The following is a 22,165-nucleotide window of genomic DNA, read 5'->3' as shown; positions in this document are numbered from 1 at the left end:
AATCGCGTATTAGCTGCCGAACCAGATCGTCGCGGATATTGCAGGCAGCGCCAGCACGCCGTCCTGTATCGTCGCCTTGCCCTCTTTACTCTTCCACGCAGCGACATTCAGCAGCGGTGAATCATCCAACACCACTTCGCAGGCCTCGCCCCGGTTAATCGCCACCAGCACGCGCTGCTGGTTATAAACGCGGGCAAAGACCACGACGTTATCATGAGCGTATACCACCTGGCAGCCGCCGTAGCGCAGGGCAAGACTCTGCTTACGCAGCTTCGCCAGCCGCTGATACAGGCTGAACAGCACTTTGTCCTGTTTCTCTGGTGCCCACGGGAAGGTTTTGCGGCAGAACGGATCGTTGTTGCCGTCCAGCCCCACCTCGTCTCCGTAGTAGATGCACGGCACGCCCGGCCAGGTGAAGAGCCAGGTCACCGCCAGCGGCAGACGCGCGACATCCTTGCCCAGCAGGGATTTAAAACGCGCGGTATCGTGGCTATCGAGCTGGTTAAACATCCGCAGCTGCTGCTGATGCGACAGCCCGGCGCGGTAGTTCTCCATCCACGCCATGCAGGTTTCCGCGTCGATATGATTTGGATCGTAGGAGATATCGGTGTTGGCGAGGAATCCCCACAGCGGAAAGGTAAAGCCGCGATAGTTCATCGCCGCATCTTCCGCATCGTTCTGCAGCCACTGGCGCGCGTCGCCAAAGTGCTCGCCAAAGACGAACGCCTCCGGCTGGGCCGCTTTTGCCGAGCGCGTAATCCCGGCGACGTGCTGAAGGTTATTCCGCGCCCCGCCCGCTTCGCCGAGCATATGCACTACGTCCAGACGCCAGCCGTCCATATTCCACGGCGCCTTCAGCCAGTGTCGGACGATGCTGTCTTCCCCGCCGTAAATCTCGTTCACAAGCGTTGGCGACTGGAAATCCAGCTTCGGCAGGCTCGGGTAGCCCAGCCAGTCCAGCGCACGGCCCTCCTCGTTAAAGCTGTACCAGTCGCGCTGCGGCGAATCCGGGTTATGACATGCCCCGCCCATCGACTGGTTATGCCGATCAAACCACGCATGCGAATCTCCGCTGTGGTTGAACACGCCGTCCAGAATGAGGCGCATGCCTTCGTTTTGGGTGTTCTTACGCAGGCGCAGCAGCGCCTCGTCACCGCCAAACTGCGCGTCAACGTGGCGATAATCTTCGGTATCGTATTTATGTACGCTCGGGGCCTTGAACACCGGGTTGAGATACAGCGCCGTCACGCCCAGTTTTTTCAGGTACGGCAGCTTTTCGCTGATGCCGTCGAGATCGCCGCCGTAGAAGGTCGAGCCGCCCGCCTGCGCGGTTAACGGCTCATCCCACGCATTCAGGATAATGTCGTGGCCCGCTGCATGGTGGTAATAGATCTTATCCTGGTCGGCAGTGCGCTTTTCGCTGCGCGCAAAACGGTCCGGGAAAATCTGGTAAAAGACCTGATCGTTGACCCACTGCGGGCCGTTATCCGGATAATCGACCGCAAACTGCTCCAGCCGTGCAGGCGGGAAACGGCTAAACCCCTGCGGGGTAAACCACAGCTGGCGGTTGCTCCACAAAAGCTTAAAGCTGTAGCGGCGGCGCAGCTGTCCGCTACGCAGGTCGATATTCGCCCGCCAGGCGGTGATACCCGGCTGCGGCTGGCTGCGCAGCTTGTGCATTTTCAACCCGGTCTCTTCGTTATCGATTTCGGCGCGGAGCGTCACGCGATCGGGCTGGTTTTCCCCCGCCAGCCAGAGCGTAATCACAAGGTTGTCTTTGTTTTGCTTAACAAATGGGGCAACCGGAAGGTGCCAGGCGTTTAACATCACGAATCCCCTCTGATGAAATTGACGTCACCTTGCCACAGGGTGGTTAAGGATAGCTCACCATGATGGGATTTATTGGGGGAGGAGGACGGGGGAGGAGTTTTTTTGGGGGGTAAAAGGGAGTGTAGGCCGGGTAAGCGCAGCGCCACCCGGCATTTTTACCTTACTGCGCTTCCGCCAGCTGACGGTCGCGGCGGCATTTAAACACCCAGCCCACCAGCAGCAGCACGATCCACGCGCAGCCCACGTAGAGCGAAATGCGGGTATCCGGATGGTAGCCAATCAGGCCAATGATAAACACCAGGAAGATCAGCCCGACGACGGTCGTCGCCACCCCGCCCGGTACTTTGAACTTCAGCGCTTTCGCCTCATCCGGCGACAGGCGACGGCGGAAGGCAATCTGCGACAGCAGGATCATGATCCACACCCACACCGTCGCGAAGGTCGCCAGGGATGCAATCACCAGGAAGACGTTTTCCGGCATGATGTAGTTCAGATAAACCGAGAACAGCAGCGCCACGGTCATCACCACAACGGTCACCCACGGCGTGCCGCGGCGCGAGGTTTTGGCGAACACCTTCGGCGCGCTGCCCTGCTCTGCCATGCCGTGCAGCATACGCCCCACGCCAAAGACGTCACTGTTGATCGCCGAAAGCGACGCGGTCAGCACCACAAAGTTGAGAATGCTAGCCGCAAAGGCAATGCCCATATGCTGGAAGGTCAGGACAAACGGGCTACCGTTGGTACCCACCTGATTCCACGGGTAAATGGACATGATCACAAACAGCGTACCCACATAAAACACCAGAATACGCATCGGCACCGAGTTGATGGCGCGCGGAATGGATTTCTCCGGGTCTTTCGCTTCCCCGGCAGTAATACCGATAATCTCGATACCGCCGTAGGCGAACATCACCATCTGCAGCGACATCACCATGCCGAGCCAGCCGTTGCTGAAGAAGCCACCGTTGCTCCAGAGGTTATGGATCCCGGTCGGCTGCCCGCCGTTGCCAATCCCCCAGATGATGATCCCGAAACCGGCCACAATCATGATGATAATGGTGGCGACCTTGAAGAAGGAGAACCAGAACTCCAGCTCGCCGAACACCTTCACGCTCATCAGGTTGACGGCGCAAATGATCAGCACCACGCTCAGCACCCAAATCCAGTGCGGCACCGCCGGGAACCAGACGCCCATATAGATGCCAAACGCCGTCACGTCGGCTATTGCCACGATCAGGATTTCGAAGCAGTAGGTCCAGCCGGTGATAAACCCGGCCAGCGGGCCGAGGTTTTCCTGCGCGTAGCGCGAGAAGGAGCTGGCGGAGGGGTTATGAACCGACATTTCGCCGAGGGCGCGCATGATGATATACGCCGCCACGCCGCCGATGATGTACGCCAGCAGCACGCTTGGACCGGCCATTTTGATGGCATCTGCCGAGCCATAAAAAAGACCGGTGCCAATAGCAGAGCCCAGCGCCATAAAGCGGATGTGGCGCGTGCTCAATCCACGTTTAAGTTTGTTAGTGCTTTCCATTTAAATCTTGCCATTCAACACGAAAAAAACAAAAAACCACGGGGCCTTAAGCCCCGTGGTTAAACAGTTTGTTGCCGTTGATTAATGGGCGTTCGATGCGACCTGACGCCCTGCAGCACGGTCCCAGATAACCGCCAGAACCAGTGCAACAACGGTAGGCATCAGCCAGGCCAGGCCCTGCTCGGACAGCGGCAGACGCTGTGTCCAGGCTGGCAGAATTTCAGCGAACGCTGATGCTTTAATCCCGTCAAGGATACCAAAAATCAGGCTGATAAACATGGCTGGCGCAATAATTCGTGAGGAGTTGTTCCACCACGGGCGGGTGAAGCTCAGCACCACCAGCACGATGCACGGCGGATAGATCGCCGTCAGTACCGGAATAGAGACCTGAATCAGGTGGCTCAGACCGAGGTTGGATACCGCCATGGAGAAGATACCAAGGATAAACACCAGGGTACGGTAAGAGAGCGGCAGGTACTGCGCAAAGAACTCAGCACAGGCGCAGGTCAGGCCAACCGCGGTAACCAGGCAGGCCAGGAAGATGAGCGCCGCCAGCAGCATACTGCCCGCACCACCGAAGGTGTGCTGGACGTAGGCGTGCAGGATAGCCGCACCATTCGCGTTTTGATCGACCAGCATCGCGCTATCGGAGCCCAGGCGGAACAGCGCCAGATACAGCAGCGTCAGGCCTACACCGGCCATCAGGCCAGCCCAGATGGTGTAGCGGGTCAGCAGACGCGCTTCGGTCACACCGCGGGAACGCGCGGCGTTAACGATAACGATACCAAACACCATCGCGCCCAGCGTATCCATCGTCAGGTAGCCGTTCACAAAGCCGTTAGAGAACGCGGCGTTTTTATAGGCGTCCATCGCGTCGCTAATCGGGCCTGCAGGCCAGACGATAGCCGCCACCGCCAGAACAATCAGCGCCACAATTTTCAGCGGAGCCAGGAAGTTACCCACGGTATCCAGCAGCTTGCCCGGATAGAGGGAAACCAGAATCACGATAGCGAAGTAGATCAGGCTGTAGATGAACAGCGGCATCGCGCCGTCACCGGTCAGCGGAGCAATACCCACTTCAAAGGAAACGGTCGCGGTACGCGGGGTGGCAAACAGCGGACCCACGGCCAGGTAGCAGACGGTAGCCAGCAGAACGCCCGCCACTTTGCCAATCGGGGTGCTGAGGCTATCTACACCGCCGCCGACTTTCGCCAGCGCGATGACGGTCAGCACCGGCAGACCCACGGCAGTAATCAGGAAACCAAACGCGGCGGTCCAGACGTGTTCACCCGCCTGTAAGCCAACCATTGGAGGGAAAATGATGTTGCCTGCGCCAACGAACAGCGCAAATGTCATAAAGCCCAGCGCGATGATGTCACGCGATTTTAAGTGATGGGTCATAAAACCTTACTGCCTGTGGATGTGGTGTTGAAAACATTGAGATTTTCGCTGCCCCTGACGGGGCGATACAGCCGAAAATTTGCTCAATTTTAGCGGGATATGCTCCCGTCCTGGCGTGGAGAAGAATAGTTTTTCGATTTACCACGCAAATACAGTCGGTCTGACAGTATCTGGGGGGCAATTTAAACGCTTATAACGTTTAAAGGCAAGGTGGGATCGTAAAACCAGAACAATATGCCAGCATGAAAATACACTCCAGCACAATACGCTAATTATAAGAAAAACCCATGGCTAATCATGCGAACAAAAAACAGCCAGCCGTATAAAATTCACACGCGTTTCGCTTGACTGCAAAGCAAACGGGCCAGCGATGGCTGACCCGTGGAAAGGTAAAATGACACACCTGCCGTCAGGCGATCTTTTTGGCAATTAATCGTTCCGGGATCACGAAGCTGAAGCGGGTTCCTTTACCCAGGGTACTCTGAATATCGAGACGGCTTTCATGGTGATTCACTGCGTGTTTCACAATCGCCAGCCCCAGGCCGCTTCCGCCCGTCTGCCGCGATCGTGCTTTATCCACGCGATAGAAGCGCTCGGTCAGACGCGGAATATGCTCCGGCGCGATCCCCGGCCCGTTGTCCTCCACGCTAAACTCGGCCCCCGTTGGGGTATGCTGCCAGCGCACCACGATCTCCGTCCCTTCCGGCGTATGGTTTACCGCATTATATACCAGGTTGGAGATAGCGCTGCGCAGCTCATCTTCACTGCCCAGCACCTTTAGCGTGTTGTCGACCTCAAAGGTCAGGTGATGCTTTTTGTGGCTTAACGTCTGCGCTTCACGCTCCACGACCCGCAGCATCATTGGCACATCGATGGTGTCATTCAGCGCGAGCGTCGGTGCCGCTTCAATCTTCGAGAGCGTCAGCAGCTGCTTCACCAGGCCTTCCATCCGGTGCGTTTGCTCGCGCATGGTGTGCAGCGCTTTTTCACGCGGCGCACCTTCCAGCGTTTGCTCCTGCATCATCTCCAGGTAGCCCTGCAGCACGGTCAGCGGGGTACGCAATTCGTGACTGACGTTGGCGAAAAAGTTGCGGCGCGCCCCTTCCAGCTGGTGCATCTGGGTGACATCGCGCGCCACCATCAGCCACTGCTTATCGCTGTAGGGCATCACGCGGATCTCCAGATGGCGACCGTTATTGAGCTTGAGATTGTGCGGACGGGTAAAATCACGCTTTTTCAGGTACAGCGTGAACTCGGGATAACGCAGAAGGTTGAGGATATTCTGGCCATTATCGTCCGGCCAGCGAAGGCCCAACAGCTGCTGCGCCAGGCCGTTACACCAGAAGATCGTCCCTTCTTCGGTGGTCAGAATGACCGCATCCGGTAGCGACTCCGCACCGCTGCGAAAACGCTTAATCAGGCTTCCCAGCTCGCGGCGGCGCTTTTTATTTCGCATCTGCATCTGGTGCAGACCGTACAGCAGCGGCTCCCAGCTGCCGCTTCCGGGCGGCGGCGTCATGCTTCGGTCAACCCACAGCCACCAGGAGAGGCGCAGCAGGTTCCAGAAATGCCAGATCAGCAGCCCGGTGACCGACGCCAGCAGAAACCACGGCAGATGTCCAAGAAAGGCCCCCAGAATGAAGGCCGGAATACAGCATAAGATCAGTTCAAAGACGAGCCTTTTCCATGACAGACGTTCCAGCACGCGTCACACTCCTGTCATTATTCAGAAACGGGTAGAAAAACGATAACCCGTGCCGCGGACCGTCTGCACCATGCGATCGTGGCCGCTCAGTTCCAGCGCTTTTCGCAGGCGGCGGATATGTACGTCAACCGTCCGGTCTTCAACATACACGTTAGTTCCCCAGACGTTATTCAGCAACTGCTCGCGGCTGTACACGCGTTCCGGGTGGGTCATAAAGAAGTGCAGAAGTTTAAATTCGGTAGGCCCCATGTCGAGGGGATTTTCACCGGTCATCACGCGGTGAGAAGTCGGATCAAGGCTCAGCCCCTGCATCTCAATCACCTCTTCCACCGCCATCGGCGAAATACGGCGCATCACGGCTTTAATGCGGGCCACCAGCTCTTTGGGGGAGAACGGTTTGGTAATGTAATCGTCCGCGCCGGTCTCCAGACCGCGCACACGATCCTCTTCTTCTCCGCGCGCCGTAAGCATCACAACCGGGATGTCGCGGGTCAGCGCTTCACGCTTCAGGTGTTTGATAAACTGCAGTCCGGAGCCGCCGGGCAGCATCCAGTCCAGCAGAATCAGATCGGGCCAGGGTTCATTCAGCTGGTTCACTGCGCTGTCATAATCTTCCGCTTCAACCGGCTGGAAGCCGTTTTGCTCGAGCACGAAGCACACCATTTCACGAATTGGAGCTTCATCTTCTACGACCAGAATACGTCTCGCCATACTTTGCCCTGTCTTATCTTATTTACGTTACAAGTTTGTAATTCGGCGCCATTATGCGTCAGATTTATGACAGATTTATGAAAAACAGTACCACTATAAATGGCAAACTGTTGTTTTATTACAGCGGTTATTTTCCCTTCTCTGAACGTTTATAATCCTGCTTTCTCTTTTTTGCCACGGATCAGCTATGCGCATACTTCACACCTCGGACTGGCATCTGGGTCAAAATTTTTACAGCAAAAGCCGTGCGGCTGAACATGAAGCGTTCCTGAACTGGCTGCTGGAAACGGCCCGGACGCATGAGGTGGACGCGATTATCGTGGCGGGAGATATTTTTGATACCGGCTCGCCGCCGAGCTATGCCCGTGAGCTGTACAACCGCTTCGTGGTGAATCTGCAGCAAACCGGCTGTCATCTGGTGATTGTCGCCGGCAACCATGATTCCGTCGCGACGCTTAACGAATCCCGCGACATCCTGGCGTTTCTCAATACCACCGTCGTCGCCAGCGCCGGGCACGCCCCGCAGATCCTGAAAAAGCGCGACGGGTCGCCCGGGGCGGTACTGTGTCCGATTCCCTTTTTGCGTCCGCGCGACATCGTGCAAAGCCAGGCGGGGCTGTCGGGCGCGGAAAAGCAGCAGCATTTGTTACAGGCGATCGCCGATTATTACCGCCAGCAGCACGCCGAAGCCTGTGCCCTGCGCGGTGACCAGCCGATTCCGGTGATTGCGACCGGGCACCTCACCACCGTCGGGGCCAGTAAAAGTGACGCCGTGCGTGACATCTATATTGGCACGCTGGATGCCTTTCCGGCGCAGCACTTCCCGCCAGCCGACTACATTGCGCTCGGACACATCCACCGGGCGCAGATCGTCGGCGGCTGCGAGCACATCCGCTACTGCGGCTCGCCTCTTTCGCTCAGCTTTGACGAAACGGGCAAAGCCAAATCCGTGCATCTGGTGAGCTTTTGCGAGGGCAAACTCAGCGCCGTCGACACGCTGGAGGTGCCCGTAACTCAACCGCTGGCGGTGCTGAAAGGCGATCTCGATGCCATCACCGCCCAGCTGGAGCAGTGGCGCGGCGTCGAGCAAGATCCCCCCATCTGGCTGGACATCGAAATCACCACCGACGACTACCTGCACGATATACAGCGGAAAATCCAGGCGCTGACCGAAGACCTGCCGGTAGAGGTCTTGCTGGTGCGCCGCAGCCGCGAGCAGCGCGAGAAAATTCTGCTAAGCGCTCAACGCGAAACGCTCAGTGAACTGGGGGTCGAAGAGGTATTTGAACGCAGGCTCTCACAGGAGGAGATTGACGATGCGAAGCGTGCAAGGCTCAGCGAACTGTTCAGCCATACCCTGCATGCGCTCAATGACGAGGAAGAAAACGCATGAAAATTCTGAGCCTGCGCCTGAAAAATCTCAACTCCCTCAAGGGCGAGTGGAAAATTGACTTTACCGCTGAGCCGTTTGCCAGCAATGGGCTGTTTGCCATCACCGGCGCAACCGGGGCAGGTAAAACCACCTTGCTCGACGCCATTTGTCTGGCGCTTTATCACGAAACGCCGCGCCTGAATAAAGTCTCCCAGGCGCAAAATGACCTGATGACCCGCGACACCGCCGAATGTCTGGCGGAAGTGGAGTTCGAGGTAAAAGGCACCGCCTATCGCGCCTTCTGGAGCCAGAACCGGGCGCGCAACCAGCCGGACGGTAACCTGCAGGCGCCGCGCGTGGAGCTGGCGCGCTGCGAAGATGGCAAAATTCTGGCCGACAAAGTGACGGATAAGCTGGAGCAAACCGCCGCGCTCACCGGGCTGGACTACGGGCGCTTTACCCGCTCGATGCTGCTCTCTCAGGGGCAGTTTGCCGCCTTCCTTAATGCCAAGCCGAGCGATCGCGCCGAGCTGCTGGAAGAGCTGACCGGCACCGAAATCTACGGTCAGATTTCCGCCATGGTGTTTGAGAAACACAAAGCGGCCCGCAGCGTGCTTGAAAAGTGCGAGGCGCAGGCGGCGGGCGTCGTGCTGTTGAGCGAAGAACAACAGCAGCAGTTACAGCAAAGTTTGCAGGCACTTACTGACGCAGAGAAAACCCTGCTGGAACAGCAGCAAAACCAACAGAAACATTTTCAGTGGCTTACGCGCCATGATGAGCTCGTGCGCGAGCAACAGCGCGCCGCCGCGATGCAGCAGCAGGCGCAACAGGCGCTGACGGACGCTGCGCCTGAGCTGGCAAAACTGCAGCTTGCTCTGCCCGCCGCCCAGCTGCGACCGCTCTGGGAGCATCAGCAGGAGCAAACCGCGCGTCTGGCACAAACGCAGCAGCGAATTATCGAAGTAAATACTCGCTTACGAGCCAGAACCGCGCTGCGTTCACGTATTCGCAATACCGCCCTGCGTAACCACGAGCAGCTTCAGACCGAACTGACGGCGTTGGCGCAGTGGCTGGCGGAGCACGAGCGCTATCGTCTGTTAGGCCAGGAGATTGCAGGCTGGCGCGCCCAGTTCTCGCAGCTTAACCGCGATAAAACGCAGTTAGCCTCGCTTGCTGCGCGGATAGGTGAATTACGCAACAGGCTGGCTGCGATGCCGGAAAACGCGCTGACGCTGACGGCGGATGAGGTCAGCGCGGCCATGGAGCAGCAGTCCAGGTCCCGCACGCTGCGCCAGCAGCTGACGTCGCTGCATGCCCGCTATCAGCCGCTGCAAAAGCGCCTGCGCCAGAGCGGTGAAAACGTGCAGAAGGCGCAGGCCGAACAAAATAAACTCAATGAAACGCTGACCCTGCGCCGCCAGCAGTACAAAGAGAAAAACCAGCACTATCTCGACCTGAAAGCCCTGTGCGAAACCGAAGCAACAATTAAGAAGCTGGAGCATTACCGCTCCCGGCTTGAGGCAGGCAAACCCTGTCCGCTGTGCGGTTCCTGCGAACATCCGGCCGTTGAGCAATATCAGTCACTTGAGCTGACGGATAACCAGCGCCGCCGTGATGCCCTGGAAAAAGAGGTCGCCGCCCTTAAAGAGGAAGGCCTGCTGGTGCTGGGACAGGTCAATGCCCTGACTCAGCAGATCCAGCGCGAGACAGACGACGCGCAGACGCTTTCTCAGGAAGAGCAAGCGCTCACTAAAGAGTGGGTGGCGGCCTGCACGTCCCTGAACATTACCTTGAATATTCAGGACGATATCGCGCCATGGTTGAACGAACAGGAACAGTACGAGCGCCAGCTTTATCAGCTCAGTCAGCGTCTCACCCTGCAGAACCAGCTCAACGAACAGGACGCGCAGGAGCGGCAGTATCAGCAGCAGCTGGCGGCCACGCGGCAGGCGCTGGAACATGCCCTGCTCGCGCTCTCACTTAACGCACCTGAAGAGGGTCAGGAAGCCGCCTGGCTTCAGGCCCGCGAAGCGGAATTCGCGCAGTGGCAGGAGAAGCAAACGCAGCACGGCGTGCTTCAGGAACGCATAAACGCCCTGAAGCCGCTGCTCGACGCGCTTCCGGCAGCGAACAGCGAAGACGCCGAACCGGTTATTCCTGATAACTGGCGCGCCATCCACGACGAGTGCGTGTCGCTGCAAAGCCAGCTGACCGCGCAACAGCAGCAGGAAGGGCTGGAGCGAGAGCGCCTGCAGCAGTCGCAGACGCAGTTCACCGCGGCGCGCTCGGCGAGCTGCTTTGCCGACCAGGACGCGTTTCTTGCCGCCCTGCTGGATGACGACGCTATTCGCCATCTCGAACAGCTAAAACAATCTCTGGAAAACCAGATCCAGCAGGCCGCGGCGCTGTCCGGGCAAGCGAACCAGCAGCTGCAGTCTCATCTGGCACTGCGGCCGGAAGGGCTCGATGCCGATGCCGCCACGCTGCAAATCCAGCTGCAGCAGCTGGCGCAACAGCTGCGCGAGAACACCACGCATCAGGGCGAGATCCGTCAGCAGCTTAAGCAGGACAGCGATAACCGGCAGCACCAGCTGGCGTTGATGCAGCAAATTGAAGAGGCCGCGCGCCAGGCGGATGACTGGGGTTATCTGAACGCGCTGATCGGCTCCAGCACCGGCGACAAGTTCCGTAAGTTCGCCCAGGGGCTGACGCTGGACAATCTCGTCTGGCTGGCTAACCAGCAGCTTAACCGCCTGCACGGGCGTTATTTATTGCAGCGTAAGGCCAGCGACGCGCTGGAGCTGGAAGTGGTGGATACGTGGCAGGCGGATGCGGTCCGCGATACCCGCACCCTCTCCGGCGGCGAGAGCTTCCTGGTCAGCCTGGCGCTGGCGCTGGCGCTTTCCGATCTGGTGAGTCATAAAACGCGAATCGATTCCCTGTTCCTGGATGAAGGGTTCGGCACGCTCGACAGTGAGACGCTGGATACCGCGCTGGATGCGCTCGACGCGCTGAACGCCACCGGGAAAACCATCGGCGTGATCAGCCACGTTGAGGCGATGAAAGAGCGTATTCCGGTGCAGATCAAAGTGAAGAAGATTAACGGGCTGGGGTACAGCAAGCTGGATAAAGAATTTGCCGTGCAGTAAAGGTCCACTCCACATGTAGGCCGGGTAAGGCGTAGCCGCCACCCGGCTTTTTTATTGTGGCTGCCTGAATTCGCCCGGTGGCGCTTCGCTTACCGGGCTTACAGAGCCGTTTATTCTGGCCACAGCCACGCCGCGCCGCGCACGCCGCTGGAGTCCCCGTGGACGGCTTTGCGGATCGGCGTTTCACACTCGCCGCCGAAGACCCACTGCTTCACCAGGTTCGGCACCATGGCGTACAGCCGGTCGACGTTGCTCATGCCGCCGCCCAGCACAATTACGTCTGGGTCGAGAATATTCACCACGTGCGCCAGGGATTTCGCCAGCCGCATTTCATAGCGGCTCAGGGCCAGCTCCGCCACCGGATCCTGCGCTTCGACCAGACGCATGATCTCATTTCCCTTGAGCGGCTGGCCGCTCAGGCGGTGGTAATCGGTCGCAAAACCGGTACCGGAGATAAAGGTCTCAATACAGCCCTGTTTTCCGCAGTAGCACGGCACTTCGGTGCGGTATTTGAGTTCGTCTTCATCCATCCACGGCAGCGGGTTGTGCCCCCACTCGCCCGCGGTGCCGTTACCGCCGATATGGGCGCGCCCGCCGAACGCTACGCCCGCACCGCAGCCGGTGCCGATGATCACGGCAAACACGGTCTGGGCACCGGCCGCCGCGCCGTCGATGGCCTCAGAGACCGCCAGGCAGTTGGCGTCGTTGGCCAGACGCACTTCCCGCTTCAGGCGCGCGCTTAAATCTTTATCAAACGGCTGACCGTTGAGCCAGGTGGAGTTGGCATTTTTAACCACGCCGGTATACGGCGAGATCGACCCCGGTATCCCCATCCCGACGCTGCCGGTTTGCCCTGTCGCCTGCTCGGCCATCTCGACCAGCCTGGCAATCGTCTCGATAGTCTGGTGATAATCATCGCGCGGCGTTGGCAGACGATGGCGAAACAGCTGCTCCCCCTGCTCGCTCAGTGCGATGACTTCTGTTTTGGTGCCGCCCAAATCGATCCCAATACGCACAAGACTCTCCTCATTATTTTGATTATCAACAGAGTAGAAGCACGCTTCCCGATTAGCAATGCAAGCGATGCGACAATTCGTTATCATGCCCGCTGATTTAACGACAAGGCCGTGGAAATTATCATGCTGTGGTTCAAAAATTTGATGGTTTACCGTCTCAGCCGCGACGTTTCGCTGCGTGCAGAAGAGATGGAAAAACAGTTAGCCGCTTATACCTTTTCCCCTTGCGGTAGCCAGGATATGGCGAAAACCGGTTGGGTTCCGCCAATGGGTTCACAAAGCGATGCACTGACCCACGCCAGCAGCACGGGTCAAATCATCGTCTGCGCCCGTAAAGAAGAGAAAATACTGCCGACGCCGGTGGTTAAGCAGGCACTCGAAGCGAAAATTCTCAAGCTGGAAGCCGAACAGGGCCGCAAGCTGAAAAAGACCGAAAAAGATTCGCTGAAAGATGAAGTACTGCACTCCCTGCTGCCGCGCGCCTTCAGCCGCTTCAGCCAGACCATGATGTGGATCGACACCGTTAACGGGCTGATCATGGTGGACTGCGCCAGCGCCAAGAAAGCAGAAGATACGCTGGCCTTGCTGCGTAAGAGCATCGGCTCGTTACCGGTCGTTCCGCTGGCGCTGGAAACGCCGATCGAGCTGACGCTGACCGAATGGGTACGCAGCGGTGCTGCGGCTCAGGGTTTCCAGATCCTTGATGAAGCCGAGCTGAAAGCCCTGCTGGAAGATGGCGGCGTGATCCGCGCGAAGAAGCAGGATCTGGTGAGCGACGAAATCGCCGTCCACATCGAAGCGGGTAAAGTGGTCACTAAACTGGCGCTCGACTGGCAGCAGCGTATTCAGTTCGTGATGTGCGACGACGGCTCCGTGAAGCGTCTGAAGTTCTGCGACGAGCTGCGCGATCAGAACGAAGATATCGACAGGGAAGATTACGCCCAGCGTTTTGACGCGGACTTCATCCTGATGACCGGCGAGCTGGCGGCGTTGATTCAGAATCTGGTGGAAGGTCTCGGCGGCGAAGCGCAGAGATAACGGGCAAACCGTAGGCCGGGTAAGCGTTAGCGCCACCCGGCTAATTTTTTATTTCAGGTAGCGGCACAGATAAGAGGTAGGTTCAGCCACCTGCAGATGGAACTCACTGTGGCCAGGGACGTTGAAAACCTGTCCGGCTGCGTAAACTTTCCATTCCGTTTCACCCGGTAGTAAGACGTTCAGCGCCCCGCTGACGACCGTCATCTCTTCCGCTTCCGCCGTGCCGAAGGTGTATTCCCCTTCCGCCATGACGCCAACGCTGGCGCGGCCAGTGCTGCTGCTGGTAAAACCAATGGATTTCACTTTACCGGAAAAGTATTCGTTACTCTGAAGCATGAACTGGCCCTTATATTTTTAGATAAAAATTCACTATAGGGGCCATGCTCATCACCTGTCACGCAAAATCATTACATGAGCAGTTCCGAGGCCAGGCGAGCCATCAGAACGTTGGATAACAGCACCGGCACATCCAGCGCTTTTTGCAGTAAATCACGATGATGCTGGTGGAACCCCAGGCAGTCCAGAATCAGGACATCGGCCCCTCTTTCCAGCAGTTCCTTCCCGGCCGCAATGAGTTTGGCCTCGCTGTCCCAGAACGGATTGGCCAGTGCGTACAAGGGCACTTTTTCCAGCACGTGCCATTTTGCCTCCTGGTTATCCATGAGTTCCTCGATGGGGACAATCACCCCCACCTGATGACCATCCACGATGGAGGCCACCAGCGGCGGAATGATGCGCATCGGTTCCAGCAAAATCGCATTGCGCGCCGTAAGTCCCTTTATGGGGGCGGTGCTCATCAGCAAAATAACGTCATATCCCTGATTATCGAGCACTTCTATTACGCCCTGCAGCGAGCGCTCGATCTTCTGGCGGGAAACATGCGCCAGTTTACCGTCACTTAATAACGTCGCCAGGGGATCCTCCCCATAAGCGCTAACTTAAGGGTTGTGGTATTACGCCTGATATGATTTAACGTGCCGATGAATTACTCTCACGATAACTGGTCAGCAATTCTGGCCCATATTGGTAAGCCCGAAGAACTGGATACTTCGGCACGTAATGCCGGGGCTCTAACCCGCCGCCGCGAAATTCGTGATGCTGCAACTCTGCTACGTCTGGGGCTGGCTTACGGCCCCGGGGGGATGTCATTACGTGAAGTCACTGCATGGGCTCAGCTCCATGACGTTGCAACATTATCTGACGTGGCTCTCCTGAAGCGGCTGCGGAATGCCGCCGACTGGTTTGGCATACTTGCCGCACAAACACTTGCTGTACGCGCCGCAGTTACGGGTTGTACAAGCGGAAAGAGATTGCGTCTTGTCGATGGAACAGCAATCAGTGCGCCCGGGGGCGGCAGCGCTGAATGGCGACTACATATGGGATATGATCCTCATACCTGTCAGTTCACTGATTTTGAGCTAACCGACAGCAGAGACGCTGAACGGCTGGACCGATTTGCGCAAACGGCAGACGAGATACGCATTGCTGACCGGGGATTCGGTTCGCGTCCCGAATGTATCCGCTCACTTGCTTTTGGAGAAGCTGATTATATCGTCCGGGTTCACTGGCGAGGATTGCGCTGGTTAACTGCAGAAGGAATGCGCTTTGACATGATGGGTTTTCTGCGCGGGCTGGATTGCGGTAAGAACGGTGAAACCACTGTAATGATAGGCAATTCAGGTAATAAAAAAGCCGGAGCTCCCTTTCCGGCACGTCTCATTGCCGTATCACTTCCTCCCGAAAAAGCATTAATCAGTAAAACCCGACTGCTCAGCGAGAATCGTCGAAAAGGACGAGTAGTTCAGGCGGAAACGCTGGAAGCAGCGGGCCATGTGTTATTGCTAACATCATTACCGGAAGATGAATATTCAGCAGAGCAAGTGGCTGATTGTTACCGTCTGCGATGGCAAATTGAACTGGCTTTTAAGCGGCTCAAAAGTTTGCTGCACCTGGATGCTTTGCGTGCAAAGGAACCTGAACTCGCGAAAGCGTGGATATTTGCTAATCTACTCGCCGCATTTTTAATTGACGACATAATCCAGCCATCGCTGGATTTCCCCCCCAGAAGTGCCGGATCCGAAAAGAAGAACTAACTCGTTGTGGAGAATAACAAAAATGGTCATCTGGAGCTTACAGGTGGCCATTCGTGGGACAGTATCCCTGACAGCCTACAAAACGCAATTGAAGAACGCGAGGCATCGTCTTAACGAGGCACCGAGGCGTCGCATTCTTCAGATGGTTCAACCCTTAAGTTAGCGCTTATGGGATCCTCCCCCGCCTCGACAGCGTAGTCCTCCATGACCTCTTCCCGACTCATCTTGCCCAGCAGGCTGAGATGCGTAATCTGTTGTTCAGATACATGCTCGGTTAAGAGCGGTAACACTTCGCTTACAGGGACCACACCAATGGTGAGGATCGCCAACGTTGCCTTCATCTTTATCGCCTTCCATTACTCCAACATCGTGCACACAGGTACAGGCTCACTACGCTGCACAGTTCGTTTTTTCAACAAAACAGCACCAAGCGTAGCAGGTGATCCCGACACCGAAATGTAAAGATCGCCTGCCGATACCAGAGTTACTTGTATTAATTAAATATTAACTCCTGCTTAACTTTTACGATGAGTAAAAAGTGTGATTCAGGCACGATCCTGGAGCGTTTAGGAAACCGCTCAGGTTATGTCGGGATCTTCATAGCGCCGCTTCGCATCCAGCGCTTCCTGTTCCGTCTCGTGTTCACTGATCAGCGAGTCGGGTTTGGGGTGATCGGCACGCAGTTGATACCAGGTCACAGTGTGACCTGTCTGGCCTTTTTCAACGGTCACAATGCGCGCTTCACGCGGATAGGGAGGTCTTGTTGGCATAGCTCATCCTTTTTTTATGTCTGAGCTATAAGTATAGACGCCGCTTAGCTGGCACACGCCAAACGCAGGGCGGTAATAATCTGAATCACAACGTCTTCGGGAGAGGCGGACGCATCCACCACGTGGTGAGCCGCTTCGCGGTATAACGCATCGCGTTCGGCCAGCACTTCACTCACCTCTTCGTTCAGCGGCCTGGAGGTCAGCGCAGGGCGTTGCCCCTCTTCCGGAAAGGCTTCCAGACGCCCAACCAGGGCCGACACCGGCGCGCTGAGGTAAATCACAATCCCCTTTTCGCGCATAAAGTGACGATTACACTCCGCCAGAACAATGCCACCGCCGGTGGCGATCACCGCGGACGGGGTCGTGACCGCTTTCAGCGCGGCCGTTTCGCGTGCGCGAAAGCTCTCCCAGCCTTCCTGCTCAACAATGTCGGCGATGGTTTTTCCGGCCTCGGTTTGCAGCCAGTGGTCGGTATCCACAAACTGGCGATGACACACGCGTGCCAGCTCCAGGCCAACGGTGGTTTTCCCACAGCCGCGGGGGCCAACTAAAAAGATGGGTTGGGTCATAGCCAGGTGTTCCCCTTGATGCCGGAAGGCTGAAGAGTGTAAAGAAATAATTGCAGAAGATGTTTCGATTACTTTACTGCAAAGCGGTACGGGATGACAACCCTGTGGAGGCCACACTGTACCACACATTGACAATAATTATCATTTCGCTGTACGGCGCTTCACTTCCAGCAGCCATTTATCCAGCTCGGCAGCAAACTGCTGGCGATCGCGCTGTGAGAGGCTGTCCGGCCCACCGGTCTGCACGCCGCTGGCCCGCATGGTATCCATAAAATCGCGCATCGTAAGCTTCTCGCGGATGGTCGACGGCGAGTAGCGCTCACCGCGCGGATTGAGCGCTGCCGCCCCTTTCTCCAGCACGTCGGCCGCCAGCGGAATGTCCGCCGTGATCACCAGATCTTCCGCGCTGCACAGGCGGACAATTTCGTTGTCCGCCACGTCAAACCCGGCAGGCACGCGCAAAGAACGAATGAAGCGCGAAGGCGGCACGCGAATGTTCTGGTTCGCCACCAGCGTCAGCGGCATCTGAACACGCTCGGCGGCGCGAAATAAAATCTCTTTAATCACGTTCGGACACGCGTCCGCATCAACCCAAATCGCCATATTGTCTCCCCATTATGACTCTGCCGACTATTGTCGCCTGCATTTCGTTGTTAAGCTATCTATCAGAGAAAACAACGCATAATGACGGAGGATCGTGATGGACAAGAAAATCGGGTTTATCGGCTGCGGTAACATGGGCAAAGCCATTCTGGGCGGCCTGATCGCCAGCGGGCAGGTGCTGCCGGGTCAGATTTGGGTCTATACCCCGTCACCGGACAAAGTCGCCGCGCTGCGCGATCAATACGGGATTAACGCCGCCGAAAGCGCGCAGGAAGTGGCCCAGGTCGCCGATATCGTCTTTGGCGCCGTCAAGCCGAACATCATGATCAAAGTGCTGAGCGACATCACCTCCAGCCTGAATAAAGAGACGCTGGTGGTGTCGATTGCCGCGGGCGTGACGCTTGACCAGCTGGCGCGCGCGCTGGGCCATGACCGCAAAATTGTTCGCGCAATGCCCAATACCCCCTCGCTGGTTAACGCCGGCATGACCTCCGTCACGCCTAACGCGCTGGTGACCCCGGAAGACGTAGCCGATGTGCTGAACATTTTCCGCTGCTTCGGCGAAGCGGAAGTGATTGCCGAATCGATGATCCATCCGGTGGTGGGCGTGAGTGGTTCTGCGCCTGCGTATGTCTTCATGTTCCTGGAAGCGATGGCCGATGCCGCCGTGCTTGGCGGAATGCCGCGCGCCCAGGCGTATAAGTTCGCCGCGCAGGCCGTCATGGGCTCCGCCAAAATGGTGCTGGAAACCGGCAAACACCCGGGTGAACTGAAAGATATGGTTTGCTCCCCAGGCGGTACCACCATCGAAGCGGTGCGGGTGCTGGAGGAGCGCGGATTCCGCTCGGCCGTCATTGAGGCAATGGCAAAATGCATGGAAAAATCAGAGAAGCTGAGTAAATCCTGATCGTTTCAGTCGGGCGTCAGGCGGCCACTTCGGTGCGGCTGCGCCCGGCATTTTTCGCCCTGTACAGCGCCACGTCAGCCGCCTTTAGCCATTCCCGATAATGTGCAAACTGCGGCCCCCAGGGGGCAACGCCCACGCTGATGCGCAGCGCCTCTTTTGGCGCGCACGGTAGCGACAGCGTTTCCAGCCGCTCATGCACCCGGGACATGACGGCGATGGCGCTTTCCGCTGCGGTCTGCGACATAATCACCGCAAACTCATCCCCGCCAAACCGGCCGATGGCATCACCTGACCGCACCGACATCTGAAGCTGGCGCGTGATGGCAATGATCGCCTCATCCCCCACGGCGTGCCCCCAGGTATCGTTGATATTTTTAAAGTGGTCGATATCAATCAGTAAAATCGTGGCGGTGCAGCGATCGCGGCGGCAATGCTCAAATTCATTTCGCAGCAGCATTTCCCAGTGTCGGCGATTATAGACCCCGGTCATGCCGTCGCGGGTGCTCATCATTTCCAGCCGCTGCTTGTGCTCAGCAAGCCTGACGGCGGTGCGGTGGCTGAGCCAGGCAAACAGCATGGGATAAAGCACCACTACGGGAAGCGTCAAGCTCCACTCCACGAGGTCGGGGTTGAAGACGGCCACGCGCCCAACAATCGGCAGCGTCACCAGCGCGGAGAGCAGAGTCAGCAGGATCCCCGGGATAAACAGACGACAGCCCCCGGAGCCCATCATATTCATTCCGACCATCATCACCAGCGCTGCCGAGGGTAACGCGCTCATCCCCATCACGCCGATCCAGAGCCCGGCAATAATGGCATCGATCTTAAGATTGAACTCTTCCTGCTGATGAGGTGACGCGGCCCGGCAGGATAACTGCCAGGCGAAATGGGGCCAGACGAACGCCCACCCCACCAGTAAAAGCCACCAGCCTCCGGGTAAAAAATGGGTGACCAGCATGCCCGCAACCGGGAAAAACATCGCTGCCAGCCCCACGGCGCGCGCCAGCCGAACGCGCCGGGCAAACTGAATGCCGGCGCGGTGAGGGTCATCCTGAGAAAGGGTTAAATTCCACTCTTCCCGAATGCGCTTTGTGTTGTAATACGTTTCATCATTCATCATTTTTGGGAATATTCTGAAACATTTTCCCAAATTATAGAGAGGGGGTCTGCGGGGAAAGTATGAAATTTCGGGTGAGCCGCCGGAGCCGCTCACCCGTTCGAACTACACTTTTTTCTTCAGGCAGGCACTCATGAACTTGCTGCGGTCATCCCCTTTCAGGGACTGCTCGGTTGCCTTGGCATTACACTCGCGCATCTTTTGCTGCTGAGGCGTCAGGCTTTTTTCAGCTGGCTTTGAAACGCCGTTTTTGAGGCAGTCGCTCATGTAGGTCTTGCGGGCATCGCCCTTCAGACTCTGAGACGTCGCCTGTTGATTACAGGTGGTCATACGCTGCTGCTGCGGCGTTAACGTTTTCTCTTCCGCGTTCGCCGATGCGACCAGGAACAGGCCGGAGAGCAGAGTAACCAGTAATGTTGTTTTCATTGCACCATCCTTTTGTGAACATTCCCTATAAGTCTGGTTCGTGACAGGAAAAAAACCACCCGGCAGATGTGATTTCCGCCGGGAATTTATCATTTCAGACCCAGCGCCGCCTTCATGGTGTAGAACAGATCCGTTTGATCGGTCAGGCCTACCACATTGGCCGCGTGCGGGCCGTAGGCGGCAATGCGCAGCTGGGTGCCGGTGTGCTCCATGGACTCTTCTTCAGAGTTGCCGTAGCTCATCACCATGACGGCGCCATCTTTGGTGTTGAGCGCCTGCGTCAGGCCAGGGGCTTTGGTATCTGGCGGAACGATCTGGCTGGCGTGCGCGTGATCCGCAGTGACGATCACCAGGGTGTTACCGTCTTTTTTCGCGAACGCGAGCGCCTTCTGCACCGCTTCGTCCAGATCGACGGTTTCGCCAATCTGACCGCACGGATTTGCCGCATGATCCTGCTTATCGATCGACGCCCCCTCAACCTGCAGGAAGAACCCTTTTTCGCTCTTGCTCAGCAGATCGATCGCTTTATCGGTCATCGCCGCCAGCGTCGGTAGGCTGTCCGTGCGTTTAGGGTTAGGCGTACAGGTCACTGCTGGCTTATCGATATTGCCGTGATATGAGGCTTTTGGACCTTCCCAGCGCACGGGCATGTTGCCGTCAGAGAACAGCCCCAGCAGCGGTTTGTCCTGGTTCGCCTCGGTTATCGCCGCCAGCGAATTTGCGTCACTCACCAGCTGATAGCCGCGCGCCTGCGCCTGCTCGCGCAGCGTTTTGCCCTGCCACTCGCCCGCCGTCGCGGTTTCCGCGAAGGTTTTCGCGCCGCCGCCCAGCGTCACGTCAGGACGCGCATTCAGCAGCTGTTCCGTAATCGAGCCTTTGCCACCTTTTTCCAGCGCGTTCGTTGGGCATTTTTCGCTGGTCACTGACGGGCCGTAGCATTTACGCGAGGTCACGTGTGCCACCAGCGCCGCAGGCGTCGCATCCTGAAGTTCAGCGGTGGAGACGTTACCGGTCGCCAGGCCCGCCGCTTTTGCCATCTCCAGAAGGGTTTGACGATCTTTTTCGTGAATATCCACGCCCAGCGCGCCATTATAGGTTTTCACGCCGGTGGACCACGCCGTGGCCGAGGCCGCAGAGTCCGTTACGTAATCCGGTTTACCGGTTTTTTTATCCAGCGCGTAGTGGGTATATTGTCCGGTCAGCGGTAATGCGTCGATACCTTTAAAAAAGCCGCCCGCCCCCTCGGCATAATTTCGCGCCGCCGTGATTTCGGAATCACCCATTCCATCGCCAATCAGCAGAATAATATTTTTTGCCGGTTTTTCATTAAGCGAAGCGCGAATGGCGGCGGTTTGATCTTCCGACAATCGGCGCGCGCCGCCGGGCTGGGTGATATCCCCTTTTGCCGCACGATTATCCAGGACGCTGGTTTGCGTCGTGTCAGCATAAATGGCAGGGGTAATTAACAGAGGAAGTAATGCGATGAAAAGTGCACTCTGTTTCAATTTATTTTCTCCATGTAAAAATACATAAAAATAAAAACAGAGCGACTATAGGCATCCTGCATGACAATTCTATGACACGTCGTTACGTCCTGTGACGGTTTAGCTGCGCGGATGCCTTAACAGCTTCTTTACGTACTGGTGGAGCATCTCAGCATCTTCAACCGGTACCTGCGATTCAGGCCTGACGCTCTCCAGCGCGCCTTCCACGCTCTCAATCAACGCCTGCTGATCGGTTTTCGCCATTTGTCGCAGCAGCGCGGTGACCACAATTTCAAGCGCTTCGACCTGGGCCACCAGCTCTTTTGACTCTTCTTCCTTTTGTGCCAGCTTGACCAGCAATTCAGCAATGAGGTTTTTCATCGTGCCAGTTCCTTTTCAGTTTTATCTGACGTTATCACTCTGAATCCATAATGCAAAGA

At 57.2% G+C, this 22,165-nt stretch carries 19 protein-coding genes and 2 pseudogenes; 5 read left to right on the top strand and 16 right to left on the bottom strand.

Going from position 1 to position 22,165, the window contains the following annotated elements:
- Window positions 1-9: 9 nt before the first annotated feature.
- The 5 genes from malZ to phoB form a co-directional block, all read right to left on the bottom strand.
- Window positions 10-1,827 carry a maltodextrin glucosidase gene (gene malZ, locus FHC52_RS04380; protein WP_126288721.1) on the bottom strand — a complete coding sequence of 606 codons (1,818 nt, stop codon included), beginning with the start codon at window positions 1,825-1,827 and terminating at the stop codon, window positions 10-12.
- Window positions 1,828-1,990: 163 nt separating this feature from the next.
- Window positions 1,991-3,364 carry a proline-specific permease ProY gene (proY, locus tag FHC52_RS04375; RefSeq protein WP_008503261.1) on the bottom strand — a complete coding sequence of 458 codons (1,374 nt, stop codon included), beginning with the start codon at window positions 3,362-3,364 and terminating at the stop codon, window positions 1,991-1,993.
- Window positions 3,365-3,445: 81 nt separating this feature from the next.
- A complete protein-coding gene (gene brnQ, locus FHC52_RS04370) occupies window positions 3,446-4,765 on the bottom strand; it encodes a branched-chain amino acid transporter carrier protein BrnQ (RefSeq protein ID WP_008503262.1) in 1,320 nt (439 codons plus the stop codon).
- A 409-nt stretch (window positions 4,766-5,174) separates the two neighbouring features.
- Window positions 5,175-6,470 (bottom strand): phosphate regulon sensor histidine kinase PhoR, encoded by a 1,296-nt coding sequence (phoR, locus tag FHC52_RS04365; protein WP_008503264.1) that lies wholly within the window; start codon window positions 6,468-6,470, stop codon window positions 5,175-5,177.
- Window positions 6,471-6,491: 21 nt separating this feature from the next.
- Window positions 6,492-7,181, bottom strand: a complete 690-nt coding sequence (gene phoB, locus FHC52_RS04360; protein WP_008503265.1) for a phosphate response regulator transcription factor PhoB — start codon at window positions 7,179-7,181, stop codon at window positions 6,492-6,494.
- 187 nt (window positions 7,182-7,368) lie between these two features.
- On the opposite strand from phoB, the gene sbcD reads away from it, so the two are divergent.
- Entirely contained in the window at window positions 7,369-8,574 is a 1,206-nt protein-coding gene (sbcD, locus tag FHC52_RS04355) for an exonuclease subunit SbcD (RefSeq protein ID WP_126288719.1), read from the top strand.
- Window positions 8,571-11,702, top strand: a complete 3,132-nt coding sequence (sbcC, locus tag FHC52_RS04350) for an exonuclease subunit SbcC (RefSeq protein WP_126288717.1) — start codon at window positions 8,571-8,573, stop codon at window positions 11,700-11,702. The genes sbcD and sbcC overlap by 4 nt, the downstream gene beginning before the upstream one ends.
- A 110-nt stretch (window positions 11,703-11,812) precedes the next feature.
- Here sbcC and mak read toward each other — a convergent pair whose 3' ends face one another.
- Window positions 11,813-12,718, bottom strand: a complete 906-nt coding sequence (gene mak / locus FHC52_RS04345) for a fructokinase (RefSeq protein ID WP_126288715.1) — start codon at window positions 12,716-12,718, stop codon at window positions 11,813-11,815.
- Between the two features lie 123 nt (window positions 12,719-12,841).
- Between mak and rdgC the strand changes: the two genes are divergently transcribed.
- Window positions 12,842-13,756 (top strand): recombination-associated protein RdgC, encoded by a 915-nt coding sequence (rdgC, locus tag FHC52_RS04340; protein WP_008503269.1) that lies wholly within the window; start codon window positions 12,842-12,844, stop codon window positions 13,754-13,756.
- A gap of 48 nt (window positions 13,757-13,804) precedes the next feature.
- On the opposite strand, the gene ppnP is transcribed toward rdgC, so the two are convergent.
- Both ppnP and FHC52_RS04330 read right to left on the bottom strand, forming a co-directional pair.
- Window positions 13,805-14,092 (bottom strand): pyrimidine/purine nucleoside phosphorylase, encoded by a 288-nt coding sequence (gene ppnP / locus FHC52_RS04335; RefSeq protein ID WP_008503270.1) that lies wholly within the window; start codon window positions 14,090-14,092, stop codon window positions 13,805-13,807.
- A gap of 71 nt (window positions 14,093-14,163) precedes the next feature.
- Window positions 14,164-14,682, bottom strand: a pseudogene (locus FHC52_RS04330) (AroM family protein); the annotation flags it as partial.
- Between the two features lie 54 nt (window positions 14,683-14,736).
- Here FHC52_RS04330 and FHC52_RS04325 point away from each other — a divergent pair.
- Entirely contained in the window at window positions 14,737-15,849 is a 1,113-nt protein-coding gene (locus tag FHC52_RS04325) for an IS4-like element IS421 family transposase (RefSeq protein ID WP_001300563.1), read from the top strand.
- A 167-nt stretch (window positions 15,850-16,016) separates the two neighbouring features.
- On the opposite strand, the pseudogene FHC52_RS04320 reads toward FHC52_RS04325, so the two are convergent.
- From FHC52_RS04320 to FHC52_RS04305, 4 genes and pseudogenes are all read right to left on the bottom strand, one after another.
- Window positions 16,017-16,190 (bottom strand): annotated as a pseudogene (locus FHC52_RS04320) (AroM family protein); the annotation flags it as partial.
- A 237-nt stretch (window positions 16,191-16,427) separates the two neighbouring features.
- Entirely contained in the window at window positions 16,428-16,619 is a 192-nt protein-coding gene (yaiA, locus tag FHC52_RS04315; protein ID WP_008503272.1) for a protein YaiA, read from the bottom strand.
- Window positions 16,620-16,663: 44 nt separating this feature from the next.
- Window positions 16,664-17,188 (bottom strand): shikimate kinase AroL, encoded by a 525-nt coding sequence (gene aroL, locus FHC52_RS04310; protein ID WP_008503273.1) that lies wholly within the window; start codon window positions 17,186-17,188, stop codon window positions 16,664-16,666.
- A 141-nt stretch (window positions 17,189-17,329) separates the two neighbouring features.
- On the bottom strand, window positions 17,330-17,791 hold the full coding sequence (locus tag FHC52_RS04305) for a YaiI/YqxD family protein (protein WP_021241674.1): 462 nt from the start codon (window positions 17,789-17,791) through the stop codon (window positions 17,330-17,332).
- 97 nt (window positions 17,792-17,888) lie between these two features.
- Between FHC52_RS04305 and proC the strand changes: the two genes are divergently transcribed.
- Window positions 17,889-18,698, top strand: a complete 810-nt coding sequence (gene proC, locus FHC52_RS04300; protein WP_021241675.1) for a pyrroline-5-carboxylate reductase — start codon at window positions 17,889-17,891, stop codon at window positions 18,696-18,698.
- 16 nt (window positions 18,699-18,714) lie between these two features.
- Here proC and adrA read toward each other — a convergent pair whose 3' ends face one another.
- From adrA to iraP, 4 genes are all read right to left on the bottom strand, one after another.
- On the bottom strand, window positions 18,715-19,818 hold the full coding sequence (gene adrA, locus FHC52_RS04295; RefSeq protein WP_063418293.1) for a diguanylate cyclase AdrA: 1,104 nt from the start codon (window positions 19,816-19,818) through the stop codon (window positions 18,715-18,717).
- Between the two features lie 102 nt (window positions 19,819-19,920).
- Window positions 19,921-20,241 carry a phosphate starvation-inducible protein PsiF gene (psiF, locus tag FHC52_RS04290; RefSeq protein WP_126288711.1) on the bottom strand — a complete coding sequence of 107 codons (321 nt, stop codon included), beginning with the start codon at window positions 20,239-20,241 and terminating at the stop codon, window positions 19,921-19,923.
- Window positions 20,242-20,330: 89 nt separating this feature from the next.
- The gene (gene phoA / locus FHC52_RS04285) at window positions 20,331-21,746 is read right to left on the bottom strand and encodes an alkaline phosphatase (protein WP_059359581.1); all 1,416 of its coding nucleotides are present in this window, start codon (window positions 21,744-21,746) and stop codon (window positions 20,331-20,333) included.
- A gap of 99 nt (window positions 21,747-21,845) precedes the next feature.
- A complete protein-coding gene (gene iraP / locus FHC52_RS04280; protein WP_023293178.1) occupies window positions 21,846-22,106 on the bottom strand; it encodes an anti-adapter protein IraP in 261 nt (86 codons plus the stop codon).
- Window positions 22,107-22,165 lie beyond the last annotated feature (59 nt).

The sequence above is a fragment of the Enterobacter sp. EC_64 genome (assembly GCF_019584165.1).
In the GTDB taxonomy this organism is placed as follows: domain Bacteria; phylum Pseudomonadota; class Gammaproteobacteria; order Enterobacterales; family Enterobacteriaceae; genus Enterobacter; species Enterobacter roggenkampii.
This window is presented reverse-complemented; position numbering and strand designations above follow the sequence as displayed.

What these genes read in the sequence shown, in the direction of transcription:
- malZ (WP_126288721.1), bottom strand. Translation starts at nt 1,827, where the DNA reads ATGTTAAACGCCTGGCACCTTCCGGTTGCCCCATTTGTTAAGCAAAAC.
- proY (WP_008503261.1), bottom strand. Translation starts at nt 3,364, where the DNA reads ATGGAAAGCACTAACAAACTTAAACGTGGATTGAGCACGCGCCACATC.
- brnQ (WP_008503262.1), bottom strand. Translation starts at nt 4,765, where the DNA reads ATGACCCATCACTTAAAATCGCGTGACATCATCGCGCTGGGCTTTATG.
- phoB (WP_008503265.1), bottom strand. Translation starts at nt 7,181, where the DNA reads ATGGCGAGACGTATTCTGGTCGTAGAAGATGAAGCTCCAATTCGTGAA.
- sbcD (WP_126288719.1), top strand. Translation starts at nt 7,369, where the DNA reads ATGCGCATACTTCACACCTCGGACTGGCATCTGGGTCAAAATTTTTAC.
- sbcC (WP_126288717.1), top strand. Translation starts at nt 8,571, where the DNA reads ATGAAAATTCTGAGCCTGCGCCTGAAAAATCTCAACTCCCTCAAGGGC.
- rdgC (WP_008503269.1), top strand. Translation starts at nt 12,842, where the DNA reads ATGCTGTGGTTCAAAAATTTGATGGTTTACCGTCTCAGCCGCGACGTT.
- ppnP (WP_008503270.1), bottom strand. Translation starts at nt 14,092, where the DNA reads ATGCTTCAGAGTAACGAATACTTTTCCGGTAAAGTGAAATCCATTGGT.
- FHC52_RS04325 (WP_001300563.1), top strand. Translation starts at nt 14,737, where the DNA reads ATGAATTACTCTCACGATAACTGGTCAGCAATTCTGGCCCATATTGGT.
- yaiA (WP_008503272.1), bottom strand. Translation starts at nt 16,619, where the DNA reads ATGCCAACAAGACCTCCCTATCCGCGTGAAGCGCGCATTGTGACCGTT.
- aroL (WP_008503273.1), bottom strand. Translation starts at nt 17,188, where the DNA reads ATGACCCAACCCATCTTTTTAGTTGGCCCCCGCGGCTGTGGGAAAACC.
- FHC52_RS04305 (WP_021241674.1), bottom strand. Translation starts at nt 17,791, where the DNA reads ATGGCGATTTGGGTTGATGCGGACGCGTGTCCGAACGTGATTAAAGAG.
- proC (WP_021241675.1), top strand. Translation starts at nt 17,889, where the DNA reads ATGGACAAGAAAATCGGGTTTATCGGCTGCGGTAACATGGGCAAAGCC.
- adrA (WP_063418293.1), bottom strand. Translation starts at nt 19,818, where the DNA reads ATGATGAATGATGAAACGTATTACAACACAAAGCGCATTCGGGAAGAG.
- psiF (WP_126288711.1), bottom strand. Translation starts at nt 20,241, where the DNA reads ATGAAAACAACATTACTGGTTACTCTGCTCTCCGGCCTGTTCCTGGTC.
- iraP (WP_023293178.1), bottom strand. Translation starts at nt 22,106, where the DNA reads ATGAAAAACCTCATTGCTGAATTGCTGGTCAAGCTGGCACAAAAGGAA.